14 protein-coding genes and 1 pseudogene are annotated in these 15,018 nt (G+C 67.0%); 12 read left to right on the top strand and 3 right to left on the bottom strand.

All coding sequences use genetic code 11. The features are described 5' to 3' along the window. Positions 1-374 (bottom strand): annotated as a pseudogene (locus JZ791_RS11655) (hypothetical protein); the annotation flags it as partial. 282 nt (positions 375-656) lie between these two features. Here JZ791_RS11655 and JZ791_RS11650 point away from each other — a divergent pair. Further along, a complete protein-coding gene (locus tag JZ791_RS11650) occupies positions 657-1,103 on the top strand; it encodes a hypothetical protein (RefSeq protein WP_216894254.1) in 447 nt (148 codons plus the stop codon). Between the two features lie 3 nt (positions 1,104-1,106). On the opposite strand, the gene JZ791_RS11645 is transcribed toward JZ791_RS11650, so the two are convergent. Next, on the bottom strand, positions 1,107-1,904 hold the full coding sequence (locus JZ791_RS11645) for an SDR family NAD(P)-dependent oxidoreductase (RefSeq protein ID WP_216894253.1): 798 nt from the start codon (positions 1,902-1,904) through the stop codon (positions 1,107-1,109). A 263-nt stretch (positions 1,905-2,167) separates the two neighbouring features. On the opposite strand from JZ791_RS11645, the gene JZ791_RS11640 reads away from it, so the two are divergent. Further along, positions 2,168-3,022, top strand: coding sequence for a TetR/AcrR family transcriptional regulator (locus JZ791_RS11640; RefSeq protein WP_216894252.1), 855 nt, complete (start codon positions 2,168-2,170; stop codon positions 3,020-3,022). Between the two features lie 4 nt (positions 3,023-3,026). On the opposite strand, the gene JZ791_RS11635 is transcribed toward JZ791_RS11640, so the two are convergent. Beyond that, positions 3,027-3,737, bottom strand: coding sequence for a hotdog family protein (locus JZ791_RS11635; RefSeq protein WP_216894251.1), 711 nt, complete (start codon positions 3,735-3,737; stop codon positions 3,027-3,029). Positions 3,738-3,845: 108 nt separating this feature from the next. Between JZ791_RS11635 and JZ791_RS11630 the strand changes: the two genes are divergently transcribed. The 10 genes from JZ791_RS11630 (at position 3,846) to JZ791_RS11585 (ending at position 14,993) form a co-directional block, all read left to right on the top strand. Then, positions 3,846-4,658 (top strand): enoyl-CoA hydratase-related protein, encoded by an 813-nt coding sequence (locus JZ791_RS11630; RefSeq protein WP_216894250.1) that lies wholly within the window; start codon positions 3,846-3,848, stop codon positions 4,656-4,658. 46 nt (positions 4,659-4,704) lie between these two features. Then, entirely contained in the window at positions 4,705-5,514 is an 810-nt protein-coding gene (locus JZ791_RS11625) for an enoyl-CoA hydratase/isomerase family protein (RefSeq protein ID WP_216894249.1), read from the top strand. Further along, positions 5,514-7,142, top strand: coding sequence for a class I adenylate-forming enzyme family protein (locus JZ791_RS11620; protein ID WP_216894248.1), 1,629 nt, complete (start codon positions 5,514-5,516; stop codon positions 7,140-7,142). The genes JZ791_RS11625 and JZ791_RS11620 overlap by 1 nt, the downstream gene beginning before the upstream one ends. Next, the gene (locus JZ791_RS11615) at positions 7,139-8,719 is read left to right on the top strand and encodes a class I adenylate-forming enzyme family protein (protein WP_216894247.1); all 1,581 of its coding nucleotides are present in this window, start codon (positions 7,139-7,141) and stop codon (positions 8,717-8,719) included. The genes JZ791_RS11620 and JZ791_RS11615 overlap by 4 nt, the downstream gene beginning before the upstream one ends. Positions 8,720-8,882: 163 nt before the next feature. Then, on the top strand, positions 8,883-9,650 hold the full coding sequence (locus JZ791_RS11610; RefSeq protein ID WP_216894246.1) for an MlaE family ABC transporter permease: 768 nt from the start codon (positions 8,883-8,885) through the stop codon (positions 9,648-9,650). Between the two features lie 5 nt (positions 9,651-9,655). Continuing rightward, the gene (locus JZ791_RS11605; RefSeq protein ID WP_216894245.1) at positions 9,656-10,507 is read left to right on the top strand and encodes an ABC transporter permease; all 852 of its coding nucleotides are present in this window, start codon (positions 9,656-9,658) and stop codon (positions 10,505-10,507) included. A 52-nt stretch (positions 10,508-10,559) separates the two neighbouring features. Further along, entirely contained in the window at positions 10,560-11,702 is a 1,143-nt protein-coding gene (locus JZ791_RS11600; protein WP_216894244.1) for an MCE family protein, read from the top strand. Continuing rightward, the gene (locus JZ791_RS11595) at positions 11,699-12,718 is read left to right on the top strand and encodes an MCE family protein (RefSeq protein ID WP_216894243.1); all 1,020 of its coding nucleotides are present in this window, start codon (positions 11,699-11,701) and stop codon (positions 12,716-12,718) included. Before JZ791_RS11600 ends, JZ791_RS11595 begins: the two co-directional genes overlap by 4 nt. Next, the gene (locus JZ791_RS11590; RefSeq protein WP_216894242.1) at positions 12,715-13,740 is read left to right on the top strand and encodes an MCE family protein; all 1,026 of its coding nucleotides are present in this window, start codon (positions 12,715-12,717) and stop codon (positions 13,738-13,740) included. Before JZ791_RS11595 ends, JZ791_RS11590 begins: the two co-directional genes overlap by 4 nt. Further along, positions 13,737-14,993: an MCE family protein gene (locus JZ791_RS11585; RefSeq protein ID WP_216894241.1), complete on the top strand. Its 1,257-nt coding sequence runs from the start codon at positions 13,737-13,739 to the stop codon at positions 14,991-14,993. The genes JZ791_RS11590 and JZ791_RS11585 overlap by 4 nt, the downstream gene beginning before the upstream one ends. Positions 14,994-15,018: the final 25 nt, after the last annotated feature.

Here is a 15,018-nt window from a genome sequence, read left to right as displayed (position 1 = left end):
CCGCACACCGCACACCGCACACCGCACACCGCACACCGCACACCGCACACCGCACACCGCACACGGCACACGGCACACGGCACACGGCACACGGACAGGGTCGCACCCACGCCGTTCGCATGACCACCGAGAACGCCGACATTCTCGCCGTGGACGCGACGGACCCGCCCCTCCTTCAGGAGCCTTACGACTCTGCAAACCTTGGGAACTCGGCCGAGACTGTCCGGCCGGTCGAGCACCGTCCACCAATTATCGGTGGCAACGCATAATCCGGCGGAGATGCCGTCGGCGAAGGCGACATGGTCGAAGCTGAACCTGCGACACCGCCGCACCACCTCGAGCAGATCGGCGCGCAACTCACCCAGCAGCAGCATCCGTTCGCGCCGCCGCGACGGGCTGCCGCGTTCAAACCTCCCCGGTCGCCGCCCGGGCAGCCAACACGCGTTACATCACCACCGCCCAGTTCCCGGACGACCTCGGCTTCACCTGGTGCCAGGTGAATCGCCGAGCGGGTCATTGCCAGCGAAGTTCCGCACGGCTGCCACCCGGATGCGAACGACCTCTTGCGACGGCGGTACCAAATATCTTAACGTTGATAAGTTAGTTGCGGTGGAAACGGCCACCGCTCGATCGAGAGCGTCGCGCTAGGAGTGGTCATGAGTGACAGCGAAGTCCCGAGTCTCACGTCACGAACCACCGCGTTGCTGGCCGAGGCGGCCGATACCCTGGCCGAACGCGTCCGGGCGACGATGACACACAGCCCGCGGCCGGTATTCCTCTACTACATCGCACAGACGTTCGACATCCTGCGCGACAACCTGTCGCCCGGACACGATCCACGTCCGCGCACACCCGCACAGCAGCTGTGCCTGCATCTGATGATCGAGCACGCCGAGCGGGCGGGCGGCTCGCTGGACGCCGACCTGATCCGTGCGCATCGGACGCTACTTCCCGACCGCGACCACGAGCCTCTTCTCGCACTCGGCCGGGCATCCCGCAAGCCCGAGTTGCCCTACGACTTCGTCGCACTGAGCGACGCGCTGACTCCCCACGGCACGAACGAGATCTTCGATCCCTTCGAGCCGGACGACATGGTCGCCTGAGCGTCAGGTGAAATCGGAACCACCGTCGACATTGACGTTCGCGCCCGTCATATACGAGTTCCGGCGCGAGGCCAGAAAGGCCACTACCGGCCCGATCTCCTCGGGCCGGCCCGCCCGGGGCACCTGGGCGGGGTGGCCGAAATGCTCGCCGATCGCGGCCATCAGCTCGTAGGGATCCTCGCCCCGCACACCGGCCGACCGGGCCCACGACACCAGCGACGGAGTCACGAACGTGCCGGGCGAGACGACATTGACCAGGATCTCCTCCGGGGCCAGCAGCAGCGACAGGTTCTTCGACGCACTGGTCATCATCGCCTTCGCGGCGGTGTAGGCGACCAGCGAAATACTCTGGCGCTGTGTGGAATGCGCCGAGAAGTTGACGATGCGCGCCCACTCTGCCGCGCGTAGCAGCGGCAGGGCCGCGCGTACGCACCGCACCATGGACAGCACGCCCTCATCGACGGCCTCGTGCCACTGGTCATCGGTGAGGATGTCGAAGCCACCCTGCACATTCGGGCCGACGGCGTTGATCAGGACGTTGATCTGCCCGTCCCAGCGCTCCCCCAGTTCGGCGAACGCCCCCTCGACCTGCCCGCTGGCGCGGACGTCCGCGACCAGCCCGACGGCGTCCGGACTACCCCGGCGGGCCAGATCCTCGACCGCGCGATCCAGGTCCTCTCGCGACCGTCCGATCACCGCGACCCGAGCCCCGTCGTCAGCCAGGCAGCGAGCGGTGGCCAGACCCATCCCCCGGCTACCGCCCACGACCACCGCGGCCGCATCCCCGAGTCCCAAATCCATTGCACTACCGCCCGTATTGTTACGATTTCGAGGTGCACACGCCCGCCTCGGGGCCGCGGCAACCACCGACAGCCATACTGTAGCCATGTCAGTATAGCCCCGGAAATGCTCACGCCAGGCAATACCGGCAGCCGTAACCACCCGACACTCTCCCGAGGGCCTCGCGGTAGTATTTACGGTTACAGGTACAATCAGTGTTACAGTCCGTTCCGGCCGCAGTGGAATCGACTGCACGGTAACGACGTCACGGAGGTGGTGGCAGGATGGCAGGGCGGGCAACCGCGGAGAAACGGCCGCGGCGCGAGCGTGGTTCGCTCAACCCCACCGATATTCTCGACGCCGCGTTCGAACTCGCGCAGCAGGTGTCGCTGGACAACCTGAGCATGCCCATGCTGGGCAAACATCTCGACGTCGGCGTGACGAGCATCTACTGGTACTTCCGCAAGAAGGACGACCTGCTGGGCGCCATGACCGACCGGGCGCTGAGCCAGTACGCCTCGTTCGTCACCCCTTTCGTCGACCCCGGCGATTGGCGCGAATCGCTGCGCAACCACGCCCGCAACATGCGCAGAACATTCCTGGGCAATCCCATCCTCTGCGACCTGATACTGATCAGATCGGCGCTGAGCCCGCAGGCCGCGCACCTCGGCGCGCGACAGACCGAACAGGTCATCGCCAACCTCGTGCAGGCCGGACTCCCACTGTCCGACGCCATCGACACCTACTCGGCGATCCAGCTCCATGTCCGTGGATGCGTTGTCCTGCAACGCCTTTACGACAAGAACAAGGAATCCGAGTCCGGGGCCACCGCGTACTACGAGAATCTCACGATCTCCTCGGAAACCACTCCGCTGCTCGCGAAGGCGAATTCGATGGGCCTGCACAGCGGAGCGCCCGACGACAGGAACTTCGAGTTCGGCCTCGACTGCATCCTCGAGCACGCCGACCGGATGATCGAATCCGCCGCCGCGACAGCGCCCAAGAAGGCGTCGGCGAAGAGGGCACCCGCGCCCGCGAAGAAGGCGAGCGCGAAGGCCGCTCCGGCGAAGAAGGCTCCAGCCACGAAGGCATCCACGTCGACCACGGGTCGCCGCACCAAGGCCGCCGGTACGAAATAGCCGTCTAGTTGGTCCGCCGCCGAGCATGCTGGGAACCGGCCAGCGCGTTCGGCGGTGACCCGACCGCGCTCACGACACAGGAACACAGCACCGTCTCATCGAGCGTCAGCCGCGCGGTCGATTCGATGACGCGATCACCGACCACCCGTTCGATGTCGAATCGCAGCTCGGTGAGCAACGGCGTCGGCCGCCGATAGGTCAGCTCCAGCGAGCGCGTCTTTCCCGCCAAGCCCACCGCACAACTCTGGTGCTGGACAACGCAATCGAAGAACAGTGCCAGAAAACCCCCGTGTACCAGCCCCGGCGGGCCCTCGTACGACAAGGGAAAATTGATGCGGCCGTCCGCCCGCTCCGCGTCGAGCCGGTCGAATCGGTATTCCGGGACACACGGATTGTACGAACCGATGTCGAAAGCGTGGTCCAGGTAGATCCGCTGAGCATTCGAGACGTCGGCGCCGATCCGCGGTGAACTGTCGGACGGGCCGGCGGCGGTCAGTTCGCGCTCCCATTCGACGAACCGGGCCAGCATGTCGTCCACCGCCGCGTGGGGGTGTTCCAGCGCCAGCAGCAGTCCGGTGAGCCGTCGCATCGCGGCCGCGGCGGCCCTGGTCTGTTCGAGGGGTCGGGCGCCGAATCCGGAATCACCTTCCGGCCCGGCCGGATTCGGAGAGTCGCCTGCCGGACGTCCAGCATCCGGCGCGAGAGGGCTCGGCATGCGTCCTCTTTTCTTCGGCGACAGTTGCCTGCTAATCTTGTTCAGCACACAACGGTATAGCATACCGTATACAAAACAGTAAGCTCACACGGGCGGATAGGGCAGACAGTGAGCCCAGACTCGGAACCCGCCGCCGACGGGTCGGTGGCGGTCCACCGCGAGGGTGCGGTCCTGCACCTGGTCATCGATCGCAAGGCGCGCAGGAATTCACTCAGCGCGCCGATGGTCGAGACACTCGTCGCGGCACTCACGGACGCGTCGACGGACGATTCACTGCGCGCGATCCACCTGTGCGGTGCGGGCGAGCACTTCTGTTCCGGCGTGGACTGGGTGGCGAGCAACGACGCACCCCGCCCACGCACCGGAGATCTGGTCCGCCGCCTCCCGCACACCGCCAACCGCGTGGTGGAACTGCTCTGCGGCATCCATCTCCCGGTGGTGTGCAGCGTGCGCGGCTGGGCGGTGGGAATGGGCTGTAATCTCGCGCTGGCCGCCGACTTCACCGTCGCCGCGGACGACGCGGTCTTCTGGGAGCCGTTCCTGGACCGGGGGTTCACCCCGGACTCCGGCTCGACCTGGTTTCTCCCCAGGCTGATCGGGCTGGCGCGGGCGCGCCGGATGCTGCTGCTCGGCGAGAAGGTGAGCGCGACCCAGGCCGCCGACTGGGGGCTGATCGACCGCTGCGTGCCCGCACCCGACCTGGCCGCCGCTGCCGACGATCTGCTCACCCGCCTGGCCTCCGGGCCGACCGTCGCACTCGGTCTGGCCAAACGGGCACTGTCCTACGGCCAGCACGCCACGCTCGCCCAAGCCCTCGAGCATGAACTCTTCGATGTCGAATTATCGTGCAGAACAAGTGATTTCAAGGAGGGCCTGACCGCATTCCGGGAACGCCGAGCGCCGGATTTCCGCGGTCGCTGACGGCCCGCCCAGCACCCATCGTGTCGCGAGATTCAGGCAGGACCCATTGAGCTACGAGACATTCGCATTCGAGACCATCCTGTTCGAGGTGGACAGCACCGACCACGTGGCCACCATCACGCTGAACCGACCCGAGCGCCTCAATGCCTTCGATCGGACCATGTGCGACGAACTCACCCGGGCGTGGCGCCTGATCAAACTGGACGACTCGGTCAACGCCGTCGTGCTGCGGGCGGCGGGCGAGCGGGCCTTCAGTGCCGGACTCGATATCACGAAGCCCTACGGTCAGCCGGACAGCGTCTGGCACCACGAGGATCCGGGCGAGGCGCTGAGCCCGAAATGGCAGAAGATGTGGAAGCCGGTGGTCTGCGCGGTTCAGGGGATGTGTACCGCGGGCGGGTTCTACTTCGTCAACGAGGCCGATGTGGTGATCTGCTCGTCGGACGCGACATTCTTCGACTCGCACGTGTCCACGGGCCTGGTCTCGGCGCTGGAGCCGATCGGCCTGCGCCGGCGCGTCGGCCTGGGCGAGACGTTGCGAATCGCGTTGATGGGCAACGACGAACGGGTCTGCGCGGAGACCGCGCTGCGCATCGGGCTGGTATCCGAGGTCGTCTCCCCCGGCCTGCTGTGGGCCCGCGCGCACGCCATCGCCGCCACCATCGCCGCCAAACCTCCGAGCGCCACCCAGGGGACCGTGAAGGCGATCTGGGAGTCGCTGGACAAGCCCTACCGGGCGGCGCTGGACCAGGGACTGATCTATACACGGCTCGGAAATTCGCTGGGCAAGGCCGAATTGGCGGCCGCGTCCGGCGATGGCGACCGACATGCCAAGCCCGAACCGAGAATCCGCTGATGACCAACCCCAGCGCTCCGCAACCGACTCGCGAGGTCGAATCCCCGACCGTAGCAATGGTTTTACGCCGCAATGCGCGGACCAGGCCGGACCATCCCCTCCTGATCCGCGATGCCGATCGCCTCGACTACGGCCAGGCCGATCGCCGCTCGGCGGAGCTGGCTCGTGGCCTGATCGCGCTGGGCGCCGGCAAGGGAACCTCGGTGGGCCTGCTCTACCCCAACGGACCGGCCTTCGCCCTCGCCGCGCTCGCCGCGGCCCGCATCGGCGCCGTCGTCGTCCCGTTCTCCACCTTCGCCACCGCGAGTGAGCTTCGAGAGCAGCTGGTACACAGCGATGTTCGTATCCTGCTTGGCACGGCACACTACCGTTCGCACGACTACGCACAACGTCTTACGCAGGTACTCGCCGACGCGCAGATCACCCCGGACGGCAGGCTGTACTGCGCGGCCGTGCCCCAGCTGCGCCACGTCGTGATCGACGAGAACCCCACCCCGGCGCGTCACCTACGCACCCCGGACGCCGTCCGCGAACTCGGCCGTACCGTCGACGAGGCGATGCTCACGGCGCTGGAAAACGACGTCGACGGCTCCGATCCGCTGTCCATCGTGTACACCTCGGGATCGACCGGCGCACCCAAGGGCGCGGTCCACACTCACGCCGCACTACTGAACCATCAGCGCGATCTCAACGAGATCCGCGGCCTGACCGAACACGATGTGCTGTTCTGCAATTCACCGTTCTTCTGGATCGGCGGGTTCGCCTTCGGGCTGCTGGCCACCCTGGTCGCGGGATCGACCCTGCTGTGCTCCGATGCCACCGACGCCGCCGCGACCCTGGACCTGCTGGAGTCCGAAAAGCCGACCATGACAAACGGTTTCGCCGCGAGCATCGCACATCTGGCCGACCATCCCAGTTTCCCGGACCGCGATCTGTCCTCGATGCGACGCGGCAACCTGTATCCCATCATGGCTCCCGACGTGCGGCCACGGGATCCGGAGCTGCGACACGGCATGCTGGGTATGACCGAGGCCGGAAGCGTCGTGCTGATCAGCGCGGACGAATCCGACCAGCCCGAACACCGCCGAGGCTCGTTCGGCAAGCCCGCGCCCGGATTCGAGACCAGGATCATCGATCCCGACACCGGCGAGGTCGTCGGCAACGGCGTGCCCGGCGAATTCTGTTTCCGCGGACCGTATGTCATGCAGGGGTATCACAAGCGCAGCCGGGAGGAGTCCTTCGACGCCGACGGTTGGTTCCATTCCGGCGATATCGTCCGCGGCGACGCGGACGGATACGTGTACTTCCTCGGCCGCGCCACATCGATGATCAAAACGGCCGGGGCCAACGTCTCGCCCGCCGAGGTCGAGAAGGCGATCGCCGAACTCACCGGCGACACCGCGCACGTTTTCGGGCTCCCCCACCCCGACCGGGGGCAGGTAGTCGCCGCGGTGCTCACCGTCACCGATCCCACGGTGTTCGATGAAACCGCGCTGCGAGACACACTGCGAACGGCACTGTCGGCCTACAAGATTCCCACCCGCTGGGCGGGCGTCACACCCGCGGATATCCCGCTGCTGCCCAGCGGCAAAGTGGATCTGCGGCAGCTGCGGAAGGTATTCGAATGAGCGACGAGACCGCGACGATCGACCGGCTGGTACGGGAGAGGGCCACCCGCCACCCGGACGCACCGATGGTGATCGATCCGCACAGCCGCATCACCTACGGCGAACTCGACATCATCACAAGGGATCTGGCCGCCGCCCTGATCGCCGCCGACTGCGGCAAGGGCACCCGGGTGGGCCTGCTCATGCCGAACGGAACCGACTGGGTGCGCATCGCGATCGCGGTGACCCGCATCGGTGCGGTCCTCGTCCCGCTCAGCACCCTGCTGCGGCCGCCCGAGCTGCGCGCCCAATTGCGCGTGGCCTCGGTGCAATTCCTCATCGCGGCCGAGGAGTTTCGCGGACGCCGCCATCTCGACGATCTCGGGCTGACGGATACCGATGCCCTGTTCGACCCCGAACTTCCCGCGCTGCGCCATGTGCGGACCGCCGACAACCTGCTCGCCGCCCACACACCCGCCGAGGCGCCGGTGGACGCGCTGGCCGCGACGGTCACCGCCGCCGATCCGCTCACCGTCATGTTCACCTCCGGAAGTCGCGGCCTGCCCAAGGGCGTTCTGCATTCCCACGGCAACGTCCTGCGTGCGGTCAGATCCGGCCTCACGAGCCGCCGCATCGATGCCGACACCCGTCTCTACCTGCCGATGCCGCTGTTCTGGGTGGGTGGATTCGGCGGCATGCTCTCGGCCATGGTCGCCGGCGGCGCCCTGGTCACCGAGGCCGTGCCCGATCCCGCGACAACGCTGGAACTGCTGCGGCGCGAGCGGGTCACGCTGTTCCGCGGCTGGGCCGATCAAGCCGAATCCCTTGCTCGCCAGGCGAAAACGCTCGGGGTTACCGTCCCGAGCCTGCGACCGGGCAGCCTGGAGGCGATGCTGCCCGAGAGCCTGCGCGCGCAGCCGGGTGCGCGCGCCAACCTGTTCGGTATGACCGAGTCGTTCGGCCCGTACTGCGGCTACCCCGCCGACACGGATATGCCGCGTTCGGCCTGGGGCAGCTGCGGCCGTCCGTTTCCGGGAATGCAGGTCCGCATCGCCGATCCCGAGACCGGGCAACCGGTCCCGCCGGGGACCGTGGGCATCATCCAACTCCGCGGACCACATACGTTGCGGGGCATGTGCCGTCGCGCTCGCGAGGACCTGTTCACCGCCGACGGTTACTACCCCACCGGCGATCTCGCCCATCTCGACGACGACGGATTCCTGTTCTACCACGGCCGGGCCGACGACATGGTCAGGGTGAGCGGCGCCAGCGTCTACCCCGCCGAGGTGGAGCGAGCGCTGCGCGGCCTCGTGGGAGTCGGGACGGCCTTCGTCACCGATGTGCCCGGGCCGCAAGGGAACCGTGTGGCGGCGGCGGTCGTGTGCGATACCACCGCGACAACCGCCGACCGCCTGCGTTCGGCCGCGCGAGAGGTACTCAGCTCGTTCAAGGTACCCACGGTGTGGCTGCTGCTCGATTCCGACGACCGGATCCCCCGTGGATCCACTGGCAAGGTCGACATCTCCGGTCTGCGTGCGTTATTCGCGACCGAGGCGGGCCACGACAGCGTGCAACCACCCGCCGTGATCTCGAAATAGGCCGTTGAAGTGCCAGGATTCGTCGCCTGAGAATTCAGGAAAAACCGGCACAGGCCACGAACACTGATGTACAGTGAGTACCACTGTAGGTCCAATAGTTAGGCATTCGACCCACTCGGCATCGGGCATCGTCCGCAGCAACCGAGCATTCGCTGGAGGATCGATGGAACTGGGGATTCTGAACGCACCCGTCCGAGAGGTCGGCCAATTCTTCGCCATGGTGGCCGATGTCGGCCGCGGCCTGGTGACCGCCCGTTTCCGGTTCACCGAATTCCTCGAGCAGAGCTGGATGCTGGCACGGGTGTCGCTGGTACCGACCGTCCTGGTGGCGGTTCCGTTCACCGTCCTGGTCAGCTTCACCCTCAATATCCTGCTGCGCGAGATCGGCGCGGCCACCATGAGCGGGGCGGGTGCGGCGTTCGGCGCGGTCACCCAGGTCGGCCCGATGGTGACCGTGCTGATCGTGGCGGGCGCGGGAGCCACGGCGATGTGCGCGGATCTGGGGTCGCGGGTCATCCGCGAGGAGATCGCGGCCATGGAGGTGCTGGGCATCGACCCGATCCACCGGCTGGTGATCCCGCGCGTCGTTGCCTCGGCGGTGATCGCGGTCCTGCTCAACGGGCTGGTGTGCGCCATCGGCATCGCCGGCGGATTCGTATTCTCGGTGCTGCTGCAGGGCGTGAATCCGGGCGCCTTCGCGGCCGGGGTCACCCTGCTGACCGGGTCCACCGAACTGGCCATCTCCGCGGTCAAGGCGCTGCTGTTCGGCATGATCGCGGGATTGGTGGCGTGCTATCGCGGACTGTCGGTCTCCGGCGGCCCGAAGAGCGTGGGGCAGGCGGTGAACGAGACCGTCGTCTACGCGTTCATCGCCCTGTTCGTGGTCAACACCGTGGTGACGGCAGCAGGAATCCGACTGTCGGGGAAGTGATTTCGATGTACATCGCGGAAACCGGGAAATTCGTCCGCACCCGCCGCCGGCTGGACCGGTGGAACCGCGCGATCGACGACGTCGGCACCCGAATCATCTTCTACGGCAAGACGATCGTGCAGATTCCCGGCGCGCTGGCCAGACATCCCGGCGAGACCCTGCGTCTGGTGGCCGAAATCAGCATGGGCAGTGGGGCTCTCGCGATGATCGGCGGCACGGCGGCGATCGTCGGATTCATGACGCTGGCCACCGGCAGCACGATCGCCATTCAGGGATACAGTTCGCTGGGCGATATCGGCATCGAGGCGCTGTCGGGCTTCCTGTCCGCGTTCATCAACGTCCGGATCGCGGCGCCGGTCATCGCCGGCATCGGACTGTCGGCGACGCTCGGCGCCGGGTCGACCGCCCAGATCGGGGCCATGCGGATCGCCGAGGAGATCGACGCCCTCGAATCCATGGCCATCCGGCCGATCCCCTATGTGGTGAGCACCCGGGTCGCGGCGGGCATCATCACGATCGTTCCGCTGTATTCGCTGGCGCTGGCGGCCTCGTTCCTGGCCGGCCGGTTCACCACCGTGGAAATCTTCGGCCAGTCGCCCGGGCTGTACGACCACTACTTCTCCACCTTCCTCAATCCCGTCGACGTGGGGTGGTCGTTCGCGCAGGCCATCGCGATCGCGGTGCTGGTCATGCTGATCCACACCCAGTACGGATTCACCGCGTACGGCGGTCCGGCGGGGGTCGGGGCGGCGGTCGGGCGCGCGGTGCGGATGTCGCTGATCATGGTCGTTCTCGTGGTGCTCCTGGTGTCGCTCGCGCTGTACGGCGGCAACGGGAATTTCCACCTTTCGGACTAGGGGGGCAACGGAAATGCGGTATCGGGCGGTTCTGAGATTCATCGCGAAGGCGATGCCGAAACTGGCGGTCCTGGCGCTGATTCCGGTGACGCTCGGTGCCGGATGGCTGGTGCTGGGTAGTTATCGGCAGAGTTTCGACGACTGGGCCCAGGTCACCGTGATCGCCGGTCGCGCCGGGCTGGTCATGGATCGCGGAGCGAAGGTCACGATGACCGGCGTCGAGGTCGGCGAGGTGACCGCGATCGACTACCAACCTGATCGGGCCCGGCTGACCCTGCGGCTGCACCGCTCGGCGCTGGCCTCGATTCCGGCCGACGTCACCGCCCGGATCACCTCCGACACCGTTTTCGGCGCGAAGTTCGTCAGCCTCACCGCGCCCGATTCGCCCGGCGCCCGGCTCGAGCCCGGCGCGGTGCTCGATGCCTCGCACGTCACCGTCGAGATCAATACGGTCTTCGAACAGTTGGTGGGCGTGCTCAGCGTCGTAGATCCGGCGCAACTTCAGGCGACACTCGGCGCGCTGGCCGCCGCGCTACAAGGTCGCGGCGACCGGCTCGGCACAGCGCTCGACCACACCGCAAGCGTTCTGGCGCAACTGAATTCGGCCGATCCCGGAATCTCCGACCTGCTGCGCACCGCTGCTCCGGTCACCGGGCTCTACGCGGACATCACGCCGGATCTGCTGCACACTCTCGATGCCCTGACGACAACGGGTAACACCGTAACCGACAACCAGCAACAGCTGGCGAGCCTGCTTGCCGGCGCGACAACCCTGTCGAACACCGGCTCGAATCTCCTGGACCGCAACGGTTCCGGGATCACCGACGTACTGCGGCTGTGGGCGCCGACGAGCGCGCTGGCGGCACTGTACGCGCCCGACATCCCGTGCGTGTTCGAAGGCATCGCCCAGGGCAATCGCAACAATCCCGCCGCGTACGGCGCCCAGCCCGGCGTGAAGATGTTCGCCGGGTTCGTTCCCGGCGTGACGCCGTATCGCTACCCGCAGGACCTGCCCAAGGTCGATGCGACCGGCGGCCCGCACTGCATGGGCCTGCCCCGCACCGACCCGGTGGTGAACGTGCCGTACATGGTCACCGACATCGGGGTGAATCCGCTGGCGCCCGACCGCCAGGGCGTCGGCTTGCGGCCGCCCAGCGTCATCGACTACCTGTTCGGCCTCGGCGGTGGGCGATGAAGCGATCGCTGGTGCTGAAGCTGAGTGTCTTCGTGTTCGTCATGCTGCTGGTGAACGGCGCGATGATCCTGGTGTTCACCCAGGTCGACGCCGGCGGCTCGCACACGTATCACGCGGTGTTCACCGACGCGTCCGGCATGCGTCCCGGCTCGAAGGTCCGCATCGCGGGCGTACCGGTCGGGCAGGTGCACGCGGTCGGCTACGGCAGCGATCACCTTGCACACGTGGACTTCTCGATCGACACCGGCGATCGGCCGACCACCTCGACCCGGGCGGTGATCCGGTACGAGGACCTCGTCGGCAACCGGTACCTCGAACTGCAGCGCGGCCCGGACAGCACCCCGCTGCCCGCGGGCGGGACCATCGCGCCGCCCGAGACCGCACCCGCGCTCGACCTCGATGCCCTGCTCGGCGGCTTCCATCCGCTGTTGCAGGCGCTGAATCCGGCACAGGTCAACGAGCTGTCGATGGGACTACTGCAGATCTTCCAGGGCCGCGCGGGGACCATCGCCGAGGTGCTGCAACGGGTCGGCGCGGTAACCTCCATGCTGGCCGATCACGATCAGCTGATCGGCCGGGTGATCACCAACCTGAATACGGTGCTCACCGAGATCGCTTCGCGCGGTGACCAATTCAGCAGTACGCTGGATCATCTGCAACAGCTGGTGTCGGGACTGGCGCAGGATCGCGAGGTGATCGGCCAGGCGGTCACCACCCTGGACACCACGGCCGACACCTTCTCCGGCCTGCTCACCGAGGTGCGGCCGGACCTGTCCGCGACGATCGCCGGAATGAATACTGCGCTGACGCCGACGGTGAACCAGATCGGCACGCTGGATTCCACCCTGAACCAACTGCCCGATCAGTACCAGTCGCTGATTCGCACCGGTGCCTACGGGTCCTTCTTCAACTTCTACATGTGCGGCATCTCGCTGAAAATGACCGGTCCGGACGGCAAACCCGTGGTCGCCACGCTGACCGATCAGAAATCCGGAAGGTGCGGCTGGAAGAAATGAAGCGACTCACTCCACACCAGGCATTCCGGACGGGCCTGATCGGCATCGTGATGACCGTCGCGATCTGCCTGATCTCACTGCAGTTCGACAAGATCCCGCTGCTGGCCGCGCCCACCGAACGGTATTCGGCCCTGTTCGACGACGCGAGCGGGCTGCTGGCCGGCGACGATGTCATGGCCGCGGGTGTCAAGGTCGGCACGATCACGGCCATCACCGTGGACGCCGGTCACGCCCGCGTCACCTTCACCGCCGATCCCGATATCGCGCTCGGCGACGCGACCACAGCCGCCATCAAGACCACCTCGCTGCTGGGCAGGCGGTCGGTGCAGATTTCCCCTGCGGGTGCGGGCCGACTGCATCCTCGCGCCACCATCCCGCTCGCGCGCACCCGCTCCGGATACACCCTGCCGACCATCCTCAACGAGGCGACCGACACCCTGCAGGGCATCGACCTCGACCAGTTGACCCGGGCGCTGGACAGCACCTCCGACGTACTCTCGGCGGCCGCGCCCCAGATTCGTCCGGCCCTGGACGGGATGAAACGCCTGTCCGACACGGTCAACCAGCGTGACGCGGCACTGCGAAGCCTGCTCTCCGGGGCCGAACAGGTCACCACGGCACTGGCGAACCGTGCGCCACAGGTGAATACCCTGCTGCTGGACGGCAATTCGCTGCTGGGTGAGCTACAGGCCCGCGGCCGGGCGCTGGGCGGTCTCATCATTGGGATCGACCAGGTGTCACGGCAACTGTCCGGGGTGGTGCACGACAACGACGCCGCGCTGGGTCCGGCGCTGGACAAGCTCGGGCAGGTGCTGGCCGTGGTGATCAAGGATCGCGACAACGTGGGGAAGGCCATTCAGGGCCTGTCGACCTATATCGGCACCCTCGGTGACGCGGTCGCCAGCGGACCGTACTTCTACGCCTATCTGCAAAATCTGGTGCCGGGCAACTACACTCAGCCGCTGCTCAACACGCTGTTCGGGCTTCCGCCGGCGCCGCTGCCGATTCCGAGTGTCAAATGATCGCCCGCGTATTCGCCCAGTCCTCGGCTGTGCTCCGATATGCGCTGTCTCGACGGTTCGCTCAGGCGGGCAGCGGTATACGCCGGTGGCTGGTTCTGCTCACTGCCGCAGTGGTGGTGATCGCCGTGGTCGCCACCGGATACCACATCGTCCAGCAGTCGCGGTATTACACCGTCACAGCGCATTTCACCGCGACCAACGGTCTGTATCAGGGTGACGAGGTCCGTGTGGTCGGGGTGAAGGTGGGGACCGTCGAATCCATTCGCACCGACGGCACCGCGCTCACCGTCCGGATGCGGATACCCCGATCGCTGCGCCTGCCGCTCGGTGTGCAGGCCGTGGTGATGGCGCAGAGCCTGGTCGCCGCCCGGTTCGTCCAGCTGACACCGGCGTGGACCGGCGGCCCCGGCACGGATCACGATATCGACATTCCGATCGATCACACCGCCGTCCCGGTCGAGTGGGATCAGGTCGAGGCGCAGCTGTCCCGGCTCACCGACGCTCTGGCGCCGCGACCGGAGGATCCCACGGGCCCCGGCGCGCGCCTGCTCGGCTCCGCCGCCGCGGCGCTCGACGGCAACGGTGATCTGCTCCGGCAGAGCCTGCACCAGTTGTCGGCCACCATGGCGACGCTGTCGGCGGGCAGCACGGACCTGTTCTCCACCATCCGCAACTTGCAGGCGTTCACCACCGCGCTCGCCGCGAGCCAGCAGCAGATCGTGGTCTTCCAGGGCAGGCTGGCTTCGGTGACGGACGTGCTGGCCGACAGTCACGACGAGTTGGCGACGGCGCTGAGCGACCTGAACACCGCGATCGGCGACGTCCAGCAGTTCGTCACCACGCACCGCGACGAAATCACCACGCAGGTACAGCAATTGGCCGATGCCACCGGAGTGCTCGCCAGCCGGCGTGATGCCCTGGCGACAGTTCTGCACCGCGCGCCGACCGCGCTGTCGAACTACTACAACACCTACAACCCAGGTCAGGGCGCGATCACGGGTGTGCCGGGATTCTCGAACTTCGGCAATCCGATCGACTTCGTCTGCGGCGCCATCGCCGGGCTGTCGAACGCCACTTCCGAGCAAGGAGCCGGACTGTGCCAGCAATACCTCGGACCCCTGCTGAATACGCTGCGGATGAACTACCCGCCGATCACCGTCAACCCGACCATCGGCACCGGCGCGGGGCCCGGTCAGGTCATCTACAGTCCACCGCAGCTCCAGCAACTCCTGCTACCGGGACAACCACGGTGAATGCCGCACGCCGCTATCGCCTTCC

The organism is Nocardia alni (genome assembly GCF_019038435.1).
Taxonomy (GTDB): Bacteria; Actinomycetota; Actinomycetes; order Mycobacteriales; family Mycobacteriaceae; genus Nocardia; species Nocardia alni.
Note: the sequence above shows the minus strand (reverse complement) of the source record. Positions and strands in the feature narration are given on the sequence as shown.

What these genes read in the sequence shown, in the direction of transcription:
- JZ791_RS11635 (WP_216894251.1), bottom strand. Translation starts at nt 3,737, where the DNA reads ATGCCGAGCCCTCTCGCGCCGGATGCTGGACGTCCGGCAGGCGACTCT.
- JZ791_RS11650 (WP_216894254.1), top strand. Translation starts at nt 657, where the DNA reads ATGAGTGACAGCGAAGTCCCGAGTCTCACGTCACGAACCACCGCGTTG.
- JZ791_RS11590 (WP_216894242.1), top strand. Translation starts at nt 12,715, where the DNA reads ATGAAGCGACTCACTCCACACCAGGCATTCCGGACGGGCCTGATCGGC.
- JZ791_RS11600 (WP_216894244.1), top strand. Translation starts at nt 10,560, where the DNA reads ATGCCGAAACTGGCGGTCCTGGCGCTGATTCCGGTGACGCTCGGTGCC.
- JZ791_RS11620 (WP_216894248.1), top strand. Translation starts at nt 5,514, where the DNA reads ATGACCAACCCCAGCGCTCCGCAACCGACTCGCGAGGTCGAATCCCCG.
- JZ791_RS11585 (WP_216894241.1), top strand. Translation starts at nt 13,737, where the DNA reads ATGATCGCCCGCGTATTCGCCCAGTCCTCGGCTGTGCTCCGATATGCG.
- JZ791_RS11640 (WP_216894252.1), top strand. Translation starts at nt 2,168, where the DNA reads ATGGCAGGGCGGGCAACCGCGGAGAAACGGCCGCGGCGCGAGCGTGGT.
- JZ791_RS11605 (WP_216894245.1), top strand. Translation starts at nt 9,656, where the DNA reads ATGTACATCGCGGAAACCGGGAAATTCGTCCGCACCCGCCGCCGGCTG.
- JZ791_RS11645 (WP_216894253.1), bottom strand. Translation starts at nt 1,904, where the DNA reads ATGGATTTGGGACTCGGGGATGCGGCCGCGGTGGTCGTGGGCGGTAGC.
- JZ791_RS11615 (WP_216894247.1), top strand. Translation starts at nt 7,139, where the DNA reads ATGAGCGACGAGACCGCGACGATCGACCGGCTGGTACGGGAGAGGGCC.
- JZ791_RS11595 (WP_216894243.1), top strand. Translation starts at nt 11,699, where the DNA reads ATGAAGCGATCGCTGGTGCTGAAGCTGAGTGTCTTCGTGTTCGTCATG.
- JZ791_RS11610 (WP_216894246.1), top strand. Translation starts at nt 8,883, where the DNA reads ATGGAACTGGGGATTCTGAACGCACCCGTCCGAGAGGTCGGCCAATTC.